The sequence below is a fragment of the Nocardioides sp. dk884 genome, from assembly GCF_009557055.1.
In the GTDB taxonomy this organism is placed as follows: Bacteria; Actinomycetota; Actinomycetes; order Propionibacteriales; family Nocardioidaceae; genus Nocardioides.
Map to the genome: position 1 here is coordinate 1188639 of NZ_CP045649.1, position 17728 is coordinate 1206366.

16 protein-coding genes are annotated in these 17728 nt (G+C 72.2%); 6 read left to right on the forward strand and 10 right to left on the reverse strand.

What is annotated here, in order from left to right; genetic code table 11:
- The first annotated feature begins 24 nt into the window (after positions 1–24).
- The 4 genes from selD to nrfD are packed head-to-tail and all read left to right on the forward strand — an operon-like array spanning position 25 to position 6459.
- Positions 25–1035, forward strand: coding sequence for a selenide, water dikinase SelD (selD, locus tag GFH29_RS05830; RefSeq protein WP_153322467.1), 1011 nt, complete (start codon positions 25–27; stop codon positions 1033–1035).
- 44 nt (positions 1036–1079) lie between these two features.
- The gene (gene fdh / locus GFH29_RS05840) at positions 1080–4454 is read left to right on the forward strand and encodes a formate dehydrogenase (protein WP_194289016.1); all 3375 of its coding nucleotides are present in this window, start codon (positions 1080–1082) and stop codon (positions 4452–4454) included.
- Complete coding sequence (locus GFH29_RS05845) at positions 4451–5410, forward strand: 4Fe-4S dicluster domain-containing protein (protein WP_153322470.1); 960 nt, start codon at positions 4451–4453, stop codon at positions 5408–5410. The genes fdh and GFH29_RS05845 overlap by 4 nt, the downstream gene beginning before the upstream one ends.
- A complete protein-coding gene (gene nrfD, locus GFH29_RS05850) occupies positions 5407–6459 on the forward strand; it encodes an NrfD/PsrC family molybdoenzyme membrane anchor subunit (protein ID WP_153322471.1) in 1053 nt (350 codons plus the stop codon). The genes GFH29_RS05845 and nrfD overlap by 4 nt, the downstream gene beginning before the upstream one ends.
- A gap of 16 nt (positions 6460–6475) precedes the next feature.
- On the opposite strand, the gene GFH29_RS05855 is transcribed toward nrfD, so the two are convergent.
- From GFH29_RS05855 to GFH29_RS05870, 4 genes are all read right to left on the reverse strand, one after another.
- A complete protein-coding gene (locus GFH29_RS05855) occupies positions 6476–7120 on the reverse strand; it encodes a hypothetical protein (RefSeq protein ID WP_153322472.1) in 645 nt (214 codons plus the stop codon).
- 42 nt (positions 7121–7162) lie between these two features.
- The gene (locus GFH29_RS05860; protein WP_153322473.1) at positions 7163–7747 is read right to left on the reverse strand and encodes an NAD(P)-dependent oxidoreductase; all 585 of its coding nucleotides are present in this window, start codon (positions 7745–7747) and stop codon (positions 7163–7165) included.
- A gap of 22 nt (positions 7748–7769) precedes the next feature.
- Positions 7770–8078, reverse strand: a complete 309-nt coding sequence (locus tag GFH29_RS05865) for a hypothetical protein (protein WP_153322474.1) — start codon at positions 8076–8078, stop codon at positions 7770–7772.
- Between the two features lie 84 nt (positions 8079–8162).
- Positions 8163–8528 (reverse strand): ArsR/SmtB family transcription factor, encoded by a 366-nt coding sequence (locus tag GFH29_RS05870; RefSeq protein ID WP_153322475.1) that lies wholly within the window; start codon positions 8526–8528, stop codon positions 8163–8165.
- A gap of 176 nt (positions 8529–8704) precedes the next feature.
- On the opposite strand from GFH29_RS05870, the gene GFH29_RS05875 reads away from it, so the two are divergent.
- The gene (locus GFH29_RS05875) at positions 8705–10552 is read left to right on the forward strand and encodes a phosphoenolpyruvate carboxykinase (GTP) (RefSeq protein WP_153322476.1); all 1848 of its coding nucleotides are present in this window, start codon (positions 8705–8707) and stop codon (positions 10550–10552) included.
- 86 nt (positions 10553–10638) lie between these two features.
- Here the strand turns inward: GFH29_RS05875 and GFH29_RS05880 are convergent, their stop codons facing one another.
- Entirely contained in the window at positions 10639–11310 is a 672-nt protein-coding gene (locus GFH29_RS05880; protein ID WP_153322477.1) for a winged helix-turn-helix transcriptional regulator, read from the reverse strand.
- A gap of 168 nt (positions 11311–11478) precedes the next feature.
- Between GFH29_RS05880 and GFH29_RS05885 the strand changes: the two genes are divergently transcribed.
- Entirely contained in the window at positions 11479–12303 is an 825-nt protein-coding gene (locus tag GFH29_RS05885; RefSeq protein WP_153322478.1) for a class I SAM-dependent methyltransferase, read from the forward strand.
- A gap of 7 nt (positions 12304–12310) precedes the next feature.
- Here the strand turns inward: GFH29_RS05885 and GFH29_RS05890 are convergent, their stop codons facing one another.
- Genes GFH29_RS05890 through GFH29_RS05910 form a run of 5 tightly spaced genes read right to left on the reverse strand, consistent with a single transcriptional unit; the run spans position 12311 to position 17697 of the window.
- Positions 12311–13351, reverse strand: a complete 1041-nt coding sequence (locus tag GFH29_RS05890; RefSeq protein WP_228387788.1) for an ABC transporter ATP-binding protein — start codon at positions 13349–13351, stop codon at positions 12311–12313.
- Positions 13348–14340 (reverse strand): ABC transporter ATP-binding protein, encoded by a 993-nt coding sequence (locus GFH29_RS05895; RefSeq protein ID WP_153337580.1) that lies wholly within the window; start codon positions 14338–14340, stop codon positions 13348–13350. Before GFH29_RS05895 ends, GFH29_RS05890 begins: the two co-directional genes overlap by 4 nt.
- A complete protein-coding gene (locus GFH29_RS05900; protein WP_153322480.1) occupies positions 14337–15176 on the reverse strand; it encodes an ABC transporter permease in 840 nt (279 codons plus the stop codon). Before GFH29_RS05900 ends, GFH29_RS05895 begins: the two co-directional genes overlap by 4 nt.
- Positions 15173–16153, reverse strand: coding sequence for an ABC transporter permease (locus GFH29_RS05905; RefSeq protein ID WP_153322481.1), 981 nt, complete (start codon positions 16151–16153; stop codon positions 15173–15175). The genes GFH29_RS05900 and GFH29_RS05905 overlap by 4 nt, the downstream gene beginning before the upstream one ends.
- Positions 16150–17697 carry an ABC transporter substrate-binding protein gene (locus GFH29_RS05910; RefSeq protein WP_153322482.1) on the reverse strand — a complete coding sequence of 516 codons (1548 nt, stop codon included), beginning with the start codon at positions 17695–17697 and terminating at the stop codon, positions 16150–16152. The genes GFH29_RS05905 and GFH29_RS05910 overlap by 4 nt, the downstream gene beginning before the upstream one ends.
- Between the last annotated feature and the right edge of the window lie 31 nt (positions 17698–17728).

Sequence of the window (17728 nt, forward strand, 5' to 3'; positions counted from 1 at the left end):
GGTGGCGGCTCGTAGGGTCGAGGCATGACCGCGACTCCCACCGTGCGCCTCACCCAGTACGCCGCCGGCGGCGGCTGCGCCTGCAAGGTGCCGCCCGGCGAGCTCGAGCGGGTGCTCGCCGGGTTGCCCGGCGGCCGCGGCACGGTGCACACCGGCGAGATCGGCGAGCTGCTGGTCGGTCTGGAGCACGGCGACGACGCCGCCGCGGTGCGGATCGCGGGCGGCCGGGCGGTCATCGCCACCGCCGACTTCTTCACCCCGGTCGTCGACGACGCCTACGACTGGGGCCGGATCGCGGCGGCCAACGCGCTCTCCGACGTCTACGCGATGGGCGGCGAGCCGCTGCTGGCGGTCAACCTGCTGGCCTGGCCGCGCGAGCGGATCCCCTTCGAGCTCGCGGCGGAGGTGCTGCGCGGCGGCGCCGAGGTGGCGCTGGAGGCCGGCTGCCACCTCGCCGGCGGGCACAGCATCGACGACCCGGAGCCCAAGTACGGCCTGGCGGTCACCGGGATGGGCGATCCGGACCGGCTGCTGCGCAACGACGCCGCCCGCCCCGGCACGCCGCTGACCCTCACCAAGCCGCTCGGTCTCGGGGTGCTCAACAACCGTCACAAGGCCACCGGGGAGCGCTTCGAGCATGCGATCGCGGCGATGACCCAGCTCAACCGCGACGCCTCCCGGGCGGCGCTCGCCGCCGGGTGCGCGGCCGCCACCGACGTGACCGGCTTCGGTCTGCTCGGACACCTCTACAAGATGGCCCGTGCCAGCGGCGTCACCGCGGTGGTGGACAGTGCCGCGGTGCCCTACCTCGAGGCGACCCGCGAGTCCTACGCCGCCGGCCACGTGCCCGGCGGCAGCCTGCGCAACCTCGACTGGGTGCGCCCCCACCTCGACGCACGCGTCAGCGACGACGAGCTGGTGCTGCTCGCCGACGCGCAGACGTCCGGCGGACTGCTGATTGCCGGCGAGCTTCCGGGGTACCCGGTGGTCGGCGAGATCGTCGCGGCAGGCGAGCACCCACTCCTCGTCCGCTAGATTCCCCGCAAGCCCGAAGCAGCGCACGCGTCCTAGGAGGGTCCATGGCGAAGTCGTTCCTCTCCTGGCCCGTCGTGCGCCAGGTGGTCGGCAACGACCGGCTCGGCCGCGGGGTCGCGGCACGCTCCGCGGCGACCGAGGAGATCGAGGCCCGCACCGAGACCGCCGACCGGGTCGCGCGCAGCGTGTGTCCCTACTGCGCGGTCGGCTGTGGGCAGAAGGTCTTCGTCAAGGACGAGCAGGTCGTGCAGATCGAGGGCGACCCCGACAGCCCCGTCTCGCGCGGGCGGCTGTGCCCGAAGGGCTCGGCCAGCAAGAACCTCGTGACCAGCCCGCTGCGCCAGACCGCGGTGAAGTACCGCGCGCCGTACGCCACCGAGTGGACCGAGCTCGACCTCGACACGGCGATGGACATGATCGCCGACCGCGTGGTCAAGGCACGCAACGACACCTGGCAGGACCTCGACGAGGAGGGCCGCACGGTGCGGCGGACCCTCGGCATCGCCAGCCTCGGAGGAGCGACCCTCGACAACGAGGAGAACTACCTCATCAAGAAGCTCTTCACGGCGATGGGCGCGATCCAGATCGAGAACCAGGCGCGTATTTGACACTCCGCCACGGTCCCCGGTCTGGGGACCTCGTTCGGGCGGGGCGGCGCCACCGGGTTCCTTCAGGACCTGGCCAACGCTGACTGCATCGTCATCCAGGGTTCCAACATGGCCGAGGCCCACCCGGTGGGCTTCCAGTGGGTCATGGAGGCCAAGGCCCGGGGTGCGAAGGTCTTCCACGTCGACCCCCGCTTCACCCGCACCAGTGCGCTGGCGGACAAGCACGTCCCGATCCGGGTCGGCTCCGACATCGCGTTCCTGGGCGGCATCGTCAACCACGTCCTCAGCAACGACCTGGACTTCCGCGAGTACGTCGTGGCCTACACCAACGCCGCCACGATCGTCAGCGACAAGTACCTCGACACCGAGGACCTCGACGGGCTGTTCTCCGGCTTCGACCCCGAGCGCCGCACCTACGACCCCGAGTCGTGGCAGTACGAGTCCGAGGACTCCGAGGGCGACCTCGACGAGGCCCAGTCCGACAGCTCGGCGGACCAGGAGCACCAGCGCGAGACCGCGGCGGGCATGCAGCACGAGGCCCACGGCATGCAGGTCGGTGCCCACCCGCGGCGCGACGAGACGCTGCAGCACCCTCGCTGCGTCTTCCAGATCCTCAAGCGTCACTACGCCCGCTACACCCCCGAGATGGTCGCGCGCACCTGCGGCGTCAGCGAGGAGGACTTCCTCGAGGTCGCCCAGGCCTGGGTCGAGAACTCCCGACGCGACCGCACCACCGCGCTGGTCTACAGCGTCGGGTGGACCCAGCACAGCGTGGGCGTGCAGTACATCCGCACCGGCGCGATCCTGCAGCTGCTGCTGGGCAACATGGGCCGCCCCGGTGGCGGCATCATGGCGCTGCGCGGTCACGCCAGCATCCAGGGCTCCACCGACATCCCGACCCTGTTCAACCTGCTGCCCGGCTACCTGCCGATGCCGAGCGCCAGCGTGCACGACACGTTGACGGACTGGATCGACGCGGTGCGCTCGCCCGGCGCCAAGGGCTTCTGGGGCAACGCGCAGGCCTACGGCATCAACCTGCTCAAGGCCTACTGGGGCGAGAAGGCCACGCCCGAGAACGACTTCTGCTTCGACTACATGCCGCGGCTCACCGGCGACCACGGCACCTACCGCACGGTCATGGACATGATCGACGGCAAGGTCAAGGGCTACTTCCTGCTGGGCCAGAACCCCGCGGTGGGCTCCGCCCACGGCCGCGCCCAACGCCTCGGCATGGCCAACCTCGACTGGGTGGTCGTGCGTGACCTCTTCGAGATCGAGAGCGCGACGTTCTGGAAGGACTCCCCGGAGGTCGAGACCGGCGAGATCGTGCCCGAGCAGTGCCGCACCGAGGTGTTCTTGATGCCCGCCGCCTCCCACGTGGAGAAGGAGGGCACCTTCACCCAGACTCAGCGGATGCTGCAGTGGCGCGAGAAGGCCGTCGAGGCGCCGGGTGACTGCCGCTCCGAGCTCTGGTTCTTCTACCACCTCGGCCGGATGCTGCGGGAGCGCTACGCCGACTCCACCCTCGACCGCGACCGGCCGCTGCTCGACCTCGCCTGGGACTACCCCGTCCACGGCGAGCGCGACGAGCCGGACGCCGAGGCGGTGCTGCGCGAGATCAACGGCTACGAGGTCGCGACCGGTCGTCCGCTGGCGTCGTTCAACGAGATGAAGGACGACGGCTCGACGCTCGGCGGCTGCTGGATCTACACCGGCGTGTTCAAGGACGGCGTCAACCAGGCCGCGCGCCGCAAGCCCGGCTCGGAGCAGAGCGAGGTGGCCCCGGAGTGGGGCTGGGCGTGGCCGGCGAACCGGCGCATGCTCTACAACCGCGCGTCTGCGGACCCCGAGGGCCGGCCCTGGAGCGAGCGGAAGGCCTACATCTGGTGGGACCCCGAGGCGGGGGAGGCCGGTCAGTGGGTGGGCCGTGACGTGCCCGACTTCGAGCTGACCAAGTCGCCGGACTACGTCCCGCCGGAGGGCTCCGACGGGGTCGAAGGGATCGCCGGCAACGACCCGTTCATCATGCAGGGCGACGGGAAGGGTGCGCTCTACGTCCCGCAGGGGCTCGTGGACGGACCCATGCCGACCCACTACGAGCCGGTCGAGTCGCCGTTCCGCAACCCGATGTACGGCCAGCAGGCCAACCCGGTGCGCAAGGAGTACGACCGCCCCGACAACCCGATGAACCCCGCGCCTCCGCAGCTGCACGGGGAGACCTATCCCTTCGTCTTCACCACCAGCCGGCTGACCGAGCACCACACGGCCGGCGGCATGAGCCGCTACGTCGCCCGGCTGGCCGAGCTGCAGCCGGAGATGTTCATCGAGGTCTCCCCGGCGCTCGCCGCCGAGCGCGACCTGGAGAACGGCGGGTGGGCCACGATCATCACCGCGCGCTCCGCGATCGAGGCGCGGGTGCTCGTCACCGAGCGGCTGGTGCCGCTGCGCGTCGACGGCCGCGAGGTGCACCAGGTCTGGCTGCCCTACCACTGGGGCCAGGGCGGCATCGTCACCGGCGACTCCGCCAACGACCTGTTCGGGATCAGCCTGGACCCCAACGTGCTCATCCAGGAGTCCAAGGTGGGCACCTGTGACGTGATCGCCGGGAGGCGACCGACGGGTCCGGGCCTGCGCCGGCTGGTGATGGAGCACCAGCGACGCGCCGGCGTGGACCTCGACCCGACCAACCCGATCGTGACCACCGGCCCGGCCTCCGAGGTGGACCGGCACCGCGACCGGGTCGAGCGGTGGGGCCCGGACGGGGCGAACGACTCGACCGGTGACGACAGCAGCGACGGGAAGACGCCATGACGAGCCTGTTCAACGAGTTCGACCTGTGGGGCCCGCTCGACCCTGCGGCCGACGCCGGCTACGGGGAGGACAAGCCGAAGCGCAAGGGGTTCTTCACCGACACCAGCATCTGCATCGGCTGCAAGGCCTGCGAGGTGGCCTGCAAGGAGTGGAACGACGTCCCCGCGGACCACTTCGACATGACCGCGACCTCCTATGACAACTCCCACTCCCTGAACTCCAACCAGTGGCGCCACGTCGCCTTCATCGAGCAGCCGCGCAGGCCCGCGGTCGACCTCGGGATGCCGACGACCCGCCCCGACGACGACGTCCTGGGCGGGCTGCTGGCCGAGGGGGAGACGGGCGACGGGGCGCCGTCCGACGGCGTACCGGACTTCCGCTGGCTGATGTCCTCCGACGTGTGCAAGCACTGCACGCACGCCGCCTGCCTCGACGTGTGCCCCACCGGCTCGCTGTTCCGCTCGGAGTTCGGCACCGTGGTGGTGCAGGACGACATCTGCAACGGCTGCGGCTACTGCGTGCCCGCCTGCCCGTACGGCGTGATCGAGCGTCGCCGCGGACCGGAGGGCTCCAAGAACGTCGGGATCGCCCAGAAGTGCACGCTGTGCTACGACCGGCTCGGCGCCGGTCAGCAGCCGGCCTGCTCCCAGGCGTGCCCCACGCAGTCGATCCAGTTCGGCGACGTCGAGGAGCTGCGCGAGCGCGCCGATCGCCGCGTCGCCCGCCTCCACGAGGCCGGAGTCATGGACGCCCGCCTCTACGGCAACGACCCGCACGACGGCGTCGGCGGCACCGGCGCCTTCTTCCTGCTGCTCGACGAGCCCGAGGTCTACGGGTTCCCGCCGGACCCGGTGGTCACCACCCGCGACCTGCCACGGATGTTCCGCCGCGCCGGTGCCGCAGCCGTCACGCTGCTGGCCGGCGCCGCCGTCGCGTTCGTGGGGAGGCGGGGATGAGCGACACGCTCTCGCAGACCGAGGGACGCCCCCGTCGCGGATCGGGTCGTGGTGGGGGAGGACGACGTCGTCGCGGTGGCGAGCGCTCGATGGTGCCGGAGGCGGAGTTTACCTCCTACTACGGGCGCCCGATCGTCAAGGCCTCCCCCTGGGAGGCCGACATCCCCGCCTACCTCTTCGCAGGCGGTCTGGCCGCCGGCTCCTCGCTGCTCGCGGCCGGTGCCGACCTGACCGGGCGCCCGGGGCTGCGGCGGGTCGGACGGCTTGGCGCTCTCGGTGCGCTGTCGTTCTCGATGGCCGCGCTGGTCCACGACCTGGGGCGGCCCTCCCGCTTCGTGAACATGCTGCGGGTGGCCAAGCTGACCTCGCCGATGTCGGTGGGCACCTGGATCCTGTCGGCCTACGGGCCGTTCGCCGGGGCGGCGGCCGCCGCCGAGCTCGTCGCGTTGCTGCCGCCCGACGCGCGGCGCGGACCGCTGCGGCTGCTGGAGCTGGCCGGGCGTCCGGCCGGGCTGGTCGCCGCCGTGTTCGCCCCGCCGGTCGCCTCCTACACCGCGGTGCTGCTCTCCGACACCGCGACCCCGTCGTGGCACGAGGCCTACCGCGAGCTGCCGTTCGTCTTCGTCGGCTCCGCCGCCGCCGCGGCCTCCGGGCTCGCTCTGGTCGGGGCGCCGACGTCGGAGACCGGGCCGGCGCGACGTCTCGCGGTCGGCGGTGCGCTGATGGAGCTGGCCATGGAACGTCGCATGGAGCAGTCGATGGGCGTGACCGCGGAACCGCTGCACGCCGGTCGTGCGGGCCGGCTGATGCGGGCCGCGCGGGGGCTCACCCTCGTCGGCGCGGCCGGTGCCGCGCTGTCGGGGCGCAGCCGCGTGCTCTCCGCGCTCTCGGGCGCGGCGCTGATGGCCGGGTCGGCCTGCATCCGCTTCGGGGTCTTCGAGGCAGGTCAGGCCTCGGCGCGCGACCCCAAGTACACAGTCGTGGCGCAGCGTCAGCGGATGGAGCGCGAGGGCCCGGCGCGCCACCGCCCCGAGGACCCGGACGCCTGAGCGGGCCGAGCGGGCCTCAGACGGTGAGCGCGGAGCGGTGCGCGAGCTGGGGCGCGGCCTGGTGGAGCTGGCCACGGCGCCAGAGCACGAAGATCACCAGCGCGGCCACCACGGCGCCGAGGGTGTCCAGCGTGAGGTCGCCGAGGGTGTCGGTGTAGGCCGAGCGCCGCTCGGTGGACTTGCTCAGGAACGCGACGTACTCCGCGAGCTCCCACACGATGCCGGCGGTGGCACCGAAGGCGACGGCCCGCTCCAGGGTGCGCCCGAGCGAGGTGGTGTGCGGGAGGGTCAGCAGGATCACCGCGGCGGTCAGCAGCCCGGTGTTCATGAAGTGCATCCAGTCGTCGAACCACACGATCGAGTCGTAGAGGTCCATCCGGTTGCCGAGGGTGTCGGTGAAGCAGGTGAAGGTGATCAGCAGGTCCGCCGCCCACGGGAACGACGCCCGCTCGCGCCACCAGACGTACCAGATGAACGGCACCGCGAAGGCGGCCAGCGGGTAGCCGATCGCGCGGGCGTGGGCGCCCTTGTCCTCCATGTTGCCGAGGTCGGGGGAGGTGACGGCCAAGAACATCAGCAGCAGCAGCGCTCCCTTGGCGAGGACGTCGAGGGTGCGGACCACCTCGGGAACCGGGTGGCGTACCGCCGTCAGATCACTCACCCGCGCACGATATCGCCGGGGGGCGCCCACAGAAGCATCGTGTCAGTTCGTGACGACGGGGGCCGCGCGCAGATAGGTCTCGTCGATGACCTGCTCGACGAGGAACGTCGCGAGGTCGGTACGGGTCATCGACCAGCGCACGGCGTCCAGACCCAGATAGCCCGAGCGGATCGTGCCCCGGGAGGGACCGTCGCTGGTGCGCACGACGCGCGCCAGCGTCCACTCCACCTCCGCGGAGCTCACCAGCTCGGTCATCGCGGCCAGGTCGGCCTGCGCGGTCCGAGAGCGCAGCCGGGCCAGCCGCGGCAGCACCAGCGCCCGGGCCGTCGGCTCGTCGCGCCACCAGCGCACGGCGACGCTGCCCAGCCCGACGTAGCGCCGGACGCCGCAGGCGCGCATCGCCTCGAGGACCCGTCCGGTCACCTCGGTCAGCGACGGGGCCTCCGGGTCGTCCGGCGGCGTCAGCACGCTGATCACCACGTCCGCGCCCGCCAGGGCAGCGCGCAGCGTCTCCTCGTCGTACGACGTGAGGGGGCGCGGCTGGTGGGCCTCGGCGCGCAGCCGGTCCACCACGAGCCGGCCGAGGGCGCTCTCGGCCCCCAGTACCGCGACCTGCTGTGTGCGCATCGGACCTCCCGGGTGAAGGGTGTCAGCCGGTCGTGAGCATGACGACGAGCACCCAGATCGCGAACGCGGCGGCGAGCACCGCGGCGGCGCCGCACCAGGTCAAGAAGACCACCGGGAACCAGGCCGGGGAGGTCGCGCGGATCTCGGCCCAGGCGCTGCGGGTGTGCAGCAGAGCGAGGTCGAGCAGGGCGAGCAGCACGCCGCGGGTGGTCTGCAGGATCGCGAGCAGCCGGTCGGAACGAGCGGACTCGGCGGAGGTGCTGGGCTGCTGGGGGGCGAGCTGGGTGCCGGCGCGGCCGGGCACGGTCTCATTGACCGGGATGGTCGTCATGTGGTGTGTCGTACTCCTTCGTCTCCTCAGATCATGACGAAGTCCGGGGCCGATCTGGTGCCCGGCGAGCGTGTGAGACCGGTCTCACTCGCGGCCGTCGGGAGGTGCTCCGGGGCGGTGGTGCTCCCTGTCGGCGTCGGCCTCGGGGAGGCGGACGCCGGCGGCGTCGGGGTGCTCGACGATGCTGCGCGCGACCTCGAGCAGGCGGGCCGCCTCGGGCATGCCCAGGGAGTACAGGACCTCGTTGCCGTGGCGCCGGGAGACCACCAGGGCGTGACGGCGCAGCACGGCCAGCTGCTGGGAGAGGTTGCTCGGGCCGATGTCGATCTGCTCGAGCAGCTCGTGGACCGCGTGGTCGCGCTGGGAGAGCAGCTCGAGGATGCGGATACGCGCCGGATGGCCGAGAGTCTTGAAGAACTCGGCCTTGCGCCGGTGAAGAGGTGCGTCCATCTGGCACCCTCCTCGGATCGGGATGCGTACCCCCCCGCCCATTGCGGGCCCGGAGGTGCAATCATGTCGACTTGAAAGATTGTTCAAGTGTGGCGGCAAGCCGCACGATACACACAGAACTCGGCAGGGCCGGCGGGCGGAAGGGTTCCGCTGGTACTCCGGAGAGGACAGCTCACATGGCTGATGTGCAGTCGGTGCTCGATGCTGCAGGCCTGACCAACCCGCGCGTGCGGGAGTATGTGGAGTACTGGGCCGAGCTCACGGGCGCAGCGCGGGTCGAGGTCGTCAGCTCCGCCGACGACGCCCGCCTGGTCCAGGAGGCCCTGGACGCCGGGGAGCTGCTGCCCGCCGGTGAGGGTCGTTACTACTCCCGCAGCTACCACAAGGACACCGCCCGCTCCGAGGAGCGGACGATCGTCGCCACGAGCAACCCCGCGGACAAGGGCGTCTACAACAACTGGCGCCCCTCCTCGGAGATGAAGCCGATGCTCGAGGAGCGCATGCGTGGCGCCTCCGCGGGCAAGACGATGTACGTCATCCCCTACCTGATGGCGCCTCCCGGCAACACGCTCAGCCCCTGGGCCACCGGCGTCGAGCTGACCGACACCCGCACCGTCGTGCTGCACATGATGCGCATGGCCCGCGTCGGCGTCGAGCACATCAACGACCTCGAGGACCCCAACAGCTTCGTGCGCGCGGTCCACGTGGCCGGCGACCTGGAGAACCTGGGCCAGGGCACGCCCGACGACCAGCGCTACTTCGTGACCGTCGCCGACGAGCGCACGATCCTGCACTTCGGCTCGTCGTACGGCGGCAACGCGCTGCTCGGCAAGATCGCGCACGGCCTGCGCCAGGCGGCGTACGACGGCTGGGCGTCGAAGAAGTTCCTCGCCGAGCAGTACATGCTCATCGGGATCCACGACAAGGAGACCGGCAAGGACTACCACATCTGTGGTGGCTTCCCGAGCGCCTCCGGCAAGACCAACCTCGCCATGATGCTGGCCCCGGACGCCCTCGGCGACCGCTACCACGTGTCGTTCTACGGCGACGACATCGCCTGGCTGTGGGTCGACGAGACCACCGGCAAGCTCTACGGCATGAACCCCGAGTTCGGCGTCTTCGGCGTGGCCAAGGACACCAACGAGGGCACCAACCCGACTGCTCTGCAGTCGCTCGGCGAGGGCACCGGCGTGATCTTCACCAACGTCGCCTACAACGAGAAGACGCAGGAGGTCTGGTGGGAGGGTCGCACCAAGAACCCGCCCGCCGACGTCGACGGCTGGCTGGACTGGAAGGGTGACCGGATCGCTGACCGCGAGCCCGGCGACCAGAGCCCCTGGGCGCACCCGAACAGCCGCTTCACCACCACCTTGGACAACGTCCCGAACATCGCGGCGGACTACAACGCCGCCGCCGGTGTGCCGATCGACGCGATCATCTTCGGTGGCCGCACCCGCGACCGCGAGCCGCTGATCCGTGCGATCACCGACCTCGCCGAGGGTGTGTACGACGGCCTGACTCTGGGTGCCGAGGCGACCTTCGCCGCCGAGGGCGTCGAGGGCCAGCTGCGCTACGACCCCATGTCGAACCGCCCGTTCATGGCGTACGGCGAGGGCGACTACGCCCAGCACTACCTCAACGTGGTCGGCGCGGCCAAGGAGCTGCCGCTCTTCGCCCACGTCAACTGGTTCCAGCGCGACCCGGAGGACGGCCACTTCCTGTGGCCCGGATACCGGGACAACCTGCGCCCGCTGCTGTGGCTGCTGCAGCTCAAGAACGGCGAGGTGCAGGGTCGCCAGACCCCCGTCGGCATCATCCCGACCAAGGAGGAGCTCGAGCTCTCCGGCGTCGAGATCTCCGAGAAGGACCTGGAGACCATCCTCACGATCGACAACGCCCGCTGGCGCCAGGAGATCGGCTTCCGCGAGGAGCACCTCAAGCAGTTCGAGAACCTGCCCGAGGAGATCTGGGTGGCCCACCGTCGCGTGGCCGCCGCGCTCGAGGCCGAGGCCGACGAGTCCTGATCTGACTGATCTGATCTGATCCGACGACGCCCCCGGGAACCCTTCGTGGTCCCGGGGGCGTCGTCGTGTTCGGACTCGCGGGCGGGTCAGGGGCGGGGTACGGCGGCGAGGGCCGAGCTGCCGAGCCAGCGGGGCAGGTCGCGGCGCGCGGGGTCGGTGCCGTCCAGGGAGGTGACCGGGTCGGCCAGCAGGTCGTCCCAGCCGCGGTCGCCGCGCCAGACCTCGGTCAGCCCGCGCAGCGTCGTACGCAACCAGACGGCGACCTCGTGGCCCGGGTCGGCGTCGCACACGTCGACGTCGCTGCCGTTGACGCACATCCACCACCGCGCCTGACGCGGCTCGACATCGGTGAAGTCGAAGGCCACCACCGTCCGCTCGCGCGGCCAGGCGCTGACCGGCACGGTGCGCCGCATGTCCCACATCAGCAGGTGCGGGTCGAGGTCGCTGACGCCGAGCTCGCCGATCCAGCGCAGGCCCCAGCGACCGAGCGCCTCGACGACCTCGGACAGCTCCAGCCCGCTGGTGGTGAGCCGGTAGCCGACCGCGCCGAGCTCCTCGCGCCGTTCCACGACCCCGGCACGCTCGAGGGTGCGCAGCCGCTTGGCCAGCAGCGCCGGCGACATCCGGGGGACCCCGCGCCGGATCTCGTTGAAGCGGCTGCTCCCCGACAGCAGCTCGCGCACGATCAGCAGCGTCCACCGCTCGTCGAGGACCTCCATCGCCTTGGCCACCGGGCAGAACTGGCCGTACGTCGACATCGGGTCTCCTCACCTCGAGGCTCCAGTACACGCCCGCGGGCGCAGGCGCGCCAGTGGTGCGGCGCTACAGATCCGGAACCACCCGCGCTACACAAGCGGCACTATCGGCGCGCGGGGGTCCGGGCGCAGCGTGGGAGGCGTCAGTTCCCCCGAGAGAGAGGCAGCGTCATGACCACCGAGGCGAGTACCGCAGACCAGGCCGTGAAGGCGAAGCACCGGGCGATGTGGGCCAGCGGGGACTACCCCCGGCTGGTCAGTGACCTGATCACCGGCCTCGGCCCGGCCCTCGTGCAGGCTGCCGGCCTCGCCCCGGGCGACCGCGTGCTCGACGTCGCCGCCGGCACCGGCAACGCCGCGCTCCCGGCCGCCCGCGCGGGCGCCGAGGTGACCGCCAGCGACCTGACCCCCGAGCTGCTCGAGGCGGGCCGCCGGGTCGCCGAGGCCGAGGGGCTCGCGCTGGCCTGGGAGGCCGGCGACGCCGAGCACCTGCCCTACGACGACGGCACCTTCGACGCGGTCGTGTCCTGCGTCGGGGTGATGTTCGCGCCCCACCACCAGGAGGCGGCCGACGAGCTGGTGCGCGTCTGTCGTCGCGACGGCACGATCGCGCTGCTGTCGTGGACGCCGCAGGGCTTCATCGGCCAGGCGTTCGCCGCCATGCGGCCCTTCGCCCCGCCTCCGCCGCCCGGAGCCCAGGCCCCGCCGCTGTGGGGCGACGAGGCCCACCTCACCGACCTGCTGGGCGCCGAGGTCACCGACCTGCGCTCGACGCGGCAGAGCCTCGAGGTCGGAGGGTTCTCGACGGGGGAGGAGTGGCGCGACTACTTCAAGGCGGTCTACGGACCGACCATCGCCACCTACCGCAACGTCGCCGACGACGAGGAGCGCACCGCCGAGCTCGACGCCGAGCTCGCCGAGCTGCCGCGCCGCTTCGGAGTCGCCGAGGGCCCGATGCGCTGGGAGTACCTGCTCACCACCGCCCGCAAGGCCTGAGGCCGGGTCAGCGCGCGGCCGCCGCTGTGTCCATGGGATCGACCGGGTCCACCGGGTCCACCGGGTCCACCGGGTCGCCGGTCAGCAGGCAGGCGACCGGGTGGTCGGTGCCGTCGCGGCGTACGAGCGCGGGGGTCTCGGTGCGGCAGCGGTCCTCGGCCCGCCAGCACCGGGGCGCGAAGGCGCACCCGGTCGGCCGGTCGATCGGGCTCGGCGGCTCACCCTGCAGGCGGATCCGGGCGGCGCTGTCGCGCTGGGCGGGGTCGGAGACGGGGATCGCCGAGACCAGCGCCTGGGTGTAGGGGTGCTGCGGGCTGCCGAGGACCTCCTCGACCGTGCCCTCCTCGACGATCCGGCCGAGGTACATGACCCCGATCCGGTCGGCGAGGTTGGCCACCACGCCGAGGTCGTGGGAGATGAACAGGTAGGCCAGCCCCCGGCGACGCTGCAGGTCGCGCAGCACGTTGACGACCTGCGCCTGCACGGAGGCGTCCAGTGCGGCCACCGGCTCGTCGAGCACCAGCAGGTCCGGGCCCAGGGCCAACGACCGGGCGATGACCACCCGCTGGCGCTGGCCGCCGGAGAGCTCGTGCGGCCGGCGGTCCAGCAGCTCCGCGCCGAGCCCGACCTCCTCGAGCAGCCCGGCGACCAGTGCACGGTCGTGCGGGCGCCGCTGCACGCGCAGCGGCTCGGAGACCAGCGCCTGCACGGTGTACGCCGGGTCCAGGGAGGAGTAGGGGTCCTGGAACACCAGCTGGAAGCCCGGGCGCAGCGGGCGCAGGGCACGCCGCGAGAGGTGGGTGACGTCGGTGCCGAGCACCTCGACCACGCCGCCGGTGGGCTCGTGCAGCCGGGTCACGCAGCGGGCGACCGAGGACTTGCCGCAGCCGGACTCCCCGACCAGGGCGTAGGTCTCGCCGCGGCCGATCTCCAAGGACACCTCCTCCACCGCGTGCAGCGTCGTACGCCGCCTGCCGACGGTGACCGGGAAGGTCTTGCGCAGCCGCTGGACGCGCAGCACCGGGTCGCTCAACGCAGGGTTGCTCAACGCAGGGCTCCTTCGGGGGCCGGGAGGTGGCAGGCGCCGTGGTGCTCGGGGCCCCGGAGCTCCAGCAGCGGCACCTGGGTGCGGCACACGTCGAGGGCCAGCGGGCAGCGCGGGTGGAACGCGCACCCGCCCGGTCGCCCGGCGGGCAGCGGCGGCTGCCCGGCGATGGCCGGCAGCGCGGCGCCGCGCGCGGCGAGGTGCGGGCGGCTGGCGAGCAGCCCGCGCGTGTAGGGGTGCTGGGGGTCGTCGAACAGCTGCTGCACCGGGCCGGTCTCGACCACGCGGCCGGCGTACATCACCGCGACCCGGTCGGCGATCTCGGCGACCAGGCCGAGGTCGTGGGTGATCAGCACGACGGCGGTGCCGAGGTCGTCGCGGGCGGCCCGGAGCAGGTCGAGCACCTGAGCCTGGATGGTGACGTCGAGGGCGGTGGTGGGCTCGTCGGCGATCACCAGGCGCGGCCTGTTGGCCAGCGCGACCGCGATCATCGCGCGCTGCTTCATGCCGCCGGAGAACTCGTGGGGATACTGCCGCGCCCGCCGCTCCGGGTCGGGTACGCCGACGGCCGCGAGCGCCTCGACGGCGCGGGCGCGGGCCTCGCGCCGCGACAGCCGCCGGTCGTGCAGCCGCAGGGTCTCCACGATGTGGTCCCCGACGCGCATCAGCGGGTCCAGGGCCTGGGCGGGGTCCTGGAAGACCATCCCGACCTCGCGGCCGCGGACCTCGCGCAACCGGGCCTCGGAGGCGTCGAGCAGGTCCTCGCCGGCCCAGCCGACCCGGCCGGCGCCCACCCGCACGCCGCCGGGCAGCAGCCCGAGCACCGAGCGCATGGTCAGGCTCTTGCCGGAGCCGGACTCGCCCACGAGGCCGAGCACCTCGCCGGGCCGGACCGCGAGGTCGACCTCGTCGACGATGCGGACCGCTGCGTTCGCCGGGCCGGTCTCCAGGCGCAGCCCGGAGATCTCGAGCAGGGGAGCGGGGGTGCTCATCGGGACTCCGTCCTGACGTCGAGCGCGTCGCGCAGGCCGTCGCCGAGCAGGTTGGTGAGCACGACCGTGAGGGTGAGCGCGGCGCCGGGGAAGACGACCAGCCACCACGAGGTCTCCAGGTAGGCCCGGCCGTCGTTGAGCATGCTGCCCCACGACGCGGTCGGCGGACGGACGCCGAGGCCGAGGAAGCTGAGCGCGCCCTCGATGACGACCAGGGTGCCGACGGTCAGCGTCCAGACCACGAGGTTGGGCGCCAGCACCGTGCGCAGCACGTGGCGGCGCAGGATCCAGGTGTCGCTGGCACCCATGCCGATCGCGGCGTGCACGTAGTCCTCGCCGCGCAGCGAGGCGGTGGCCGCCCGGGTGATCGCGGTCGGGGTCACCCAGGCCGCGACGGCGAGCAGCACGACCAGCACGGTCAGGTCCGAGCCGACGACGGCGACGGTGGCGATGGCCAGCACCAGGAACGGGAAGGCGAGCCACACGTTGCCGGCCTCGGTGACGACCCGGTCCACCCACCCGCCGCGGTAGCCGGCGAGCAGCCCGAGCAGGATGCCGAGCACGCTCGCGGCGGTGGCGGCGACGAAGCCGACCAGCAGCGAGACCCGGCCGCCGTGCAGCGTGCGCGCCACGATGTCGCGCCCGAGGTGGTCGGTGCCGAGCAGGTGGTCGTTCGACCCGCCGGCCATCCAGGCCGGCGGGACCAGGCGCTGGGAGAGGGTCTGGGTGTTGGGGTCGTGCTCGGTGAGCAGGCCCGGGAAGGTCACCAGGACCAGCACCACGAGCAGGCCGCCGAGTCCGACGGCCACCGCCGGGCGGCGCAGCAGGCGGCTCATGCCTCCCTCCTCATGCGCGGGTCGAGGCGGTGCAGCACCAGGTCGCCGGCGGCGCTGACGAGCACCACGAGCACCGCGATCACGAAGACCGTCGCCTGCACGACCGGGTAGTCGCGGCGGAAGATCGAGTCCACGAGCTGGCGCCCGACGCCGTCGTAGGCGAAGAGCGACTCCACGATCACCGCCCCGGAGATCAGGTGCGCGACCTCGATGGTGACGAACGCGGTCAGCGGCACCAGGGCGTTGCGCAGCGCGTGGTGCCACAGCACCCGGCGCCGGGTGGCGCCACGGGCCAGGGCGGCGCCGGTGAACTCCTGGCCGAGCGCCTGGAGCACCCCCGACCGCGTCAGCCGCACGATCCGGGCGATGGTGAACGCGGCCAGCGTGGCCACCGGCAGCACCACGTGCGCCGGGGTGCCGGAGCCGTACGTCGGCAGCCAGCCGAGCTGGAGACCGAGCACGAGCAGCAGCAGGATGCCGAGCAGGAAGCTCGGGACCGCCTGGAACAGGGCGGCCAGCAGCGACAGCAGCCGGCCCGTCGTACGCCGGTGGCGCGCCGCGGCGAGCACGCCGAGCGGTACGCCGACCAGCGTGGAGACCACGATCGTGATCGCGGCCAGCAGCAGGGTCGCGGGCATCCGCTCCAGCACCAGGGCGAGCGCGGGCTGGTCGGTGAGCAGGGACCTGCCGAAGTCGAGGCGGGCGGTGTCGGCGAGGAACTGGGCGTACTGGGTCAGCAGCGGCTGGTCCAGCCCGAGCGAGACCCGCACCTGCTTGACCTGCTCGTCGGTGGCGCCCGCCCCGGCGACCACCGCCGCGGGGTCGCCGGAGAGGCGCAGCAGGAAGAACAAGATGGTGAGGATGCCGAGGGTGACCACCAGCAGGCGCAGCACCCAGAGCGCGATCGTGCGCAGCACCCCACCGGTGGCGGCGGGGGCCCGGACCTCCGCCGCCTCCGGCGTGGCGAGGTCGCTCATGCGGAGCGGACGACCTTCTGCAGGTTGATCAGGGACTCCCCGTCGAGGTTCAGCTCGACGTCGCGGCTGTGCACGTAGGCCAGCTTGGGCCAGCCGAGGAACAGCACGCCCGCCTCCTCGTTGAGCAGCTGGGCCATCTCCTGGATGGTCGCGGCGCGCTTGTCGTCGTCGAGCTCGACGGTCGCCTGCTGGTAGAGCTCCGCGTAGCGCGGGTTCTCGAAGTGCAGCTGGGTGCCGGGCTGCTGGGGCCCGAAGCGGGTGACGCTCAGGATGTCCTGGAGGTCGAAGTAGTCGGTCTGCCAGTACACGAGGGGGAACTCGCTCTTGCTGAGCAGGGTGCCGAGGAAAGCCGACAGGTCCTGCAGCTCCACCCGGCTCTTGACCCCGATCGCCTCGAGGTAGCCGACCACGATCTCGGCCTGGGCCTTGAAGAACGCGGTGGTGACGATCGGCAGCTCCAGGTCCTTCACCCCGGCCTCGGCCAGCAGCTCCTTGGCGCCGTCGGGGTCGTAGGGGAACCCCTCGAGGCTGTCGTCGTAGCCGAGGTAGCCGGGCTGCAGCAGCTGGCCGGTGCTGACCTCGCCGTACCCGCCGAGACCGACCTCGACGAACTCCTCGTGGTTGATCGCCATGTTGATCGCCCGGCGCACCCGCGGGTCGGCCAGGGCCGGCTCGGCGTCGGGGATCAGCGAGCAGATCGCGCAGGAGCCGGCGCTGGGGGTCTCGAGGTCGAGGGTGCCCTGCAGCTGGGCGACCTGGTCGGGCGCGAGGCCGAAGGCGGTGTCGACCTCGCCGGCGCGGACCGCGATCGCCAGCGAGCTGGGGTCGCTGATCGCCACGAGGGTCGCGGTGGCGATGCTCTCGGAGGGCTGCCAGGCGTCGTCGTACCGCTCGAGCTCGACCTCCTGGTCGGGCTTGTAGCCGACCACGCGGAACGGGCCGGTGCCGGAGATGGTCTCCACCGTGACCTCCTTGCCGATCGTGGCGGGGTCGACGATGTCGATCATCGTGAGCCGGTTGAGCAGGATCGGGTCGGGTGCGGAGGTGATCACCCGCACCGTGCGCGCGTCGATGACCTCGACCTTGCTGATCGGACCGAGGCGGCCGACGAGCAGCGAGTACGCCGGGTCGCCGGACAGGATCCGCTCGACGTTGGCCTTGACGGCCTTCGCGTCGAAGGTGCCGCCGTTGTGGAAGGTGACGCCCTCGCGCAGGGTCAGCTCGAGGGTGGTGTCGTCGACCCGCGTCCAGTCGGTGGCCAGCGAGGCGACGATCTCGCCCTCGCCATCGAAGTCGACCAGGGAGTCGAAGACGTTGATGGCGTAGGTGCGCCCGACGTTGGAGGTCGCGGCGTGCGGGTCGATCGCGCTGGTGATCGCGGTCGAGCCGAGGGTGATCGCGGCGGCGGGCAGCGCGCTGCCGCCGCCGCCGGTGCCCGCTCCGCCCTCGTCGGTGCTGCAGCTGGCCAGCGTCCAGGCGGCCACGGCGCCAAGACCGAGGCCCATCAGGCCGCGACGGGTCAGGGCAGGAGTGATGTCAGGCATGGGGGTCCCCTCATCCGGCGACGACGCGTTC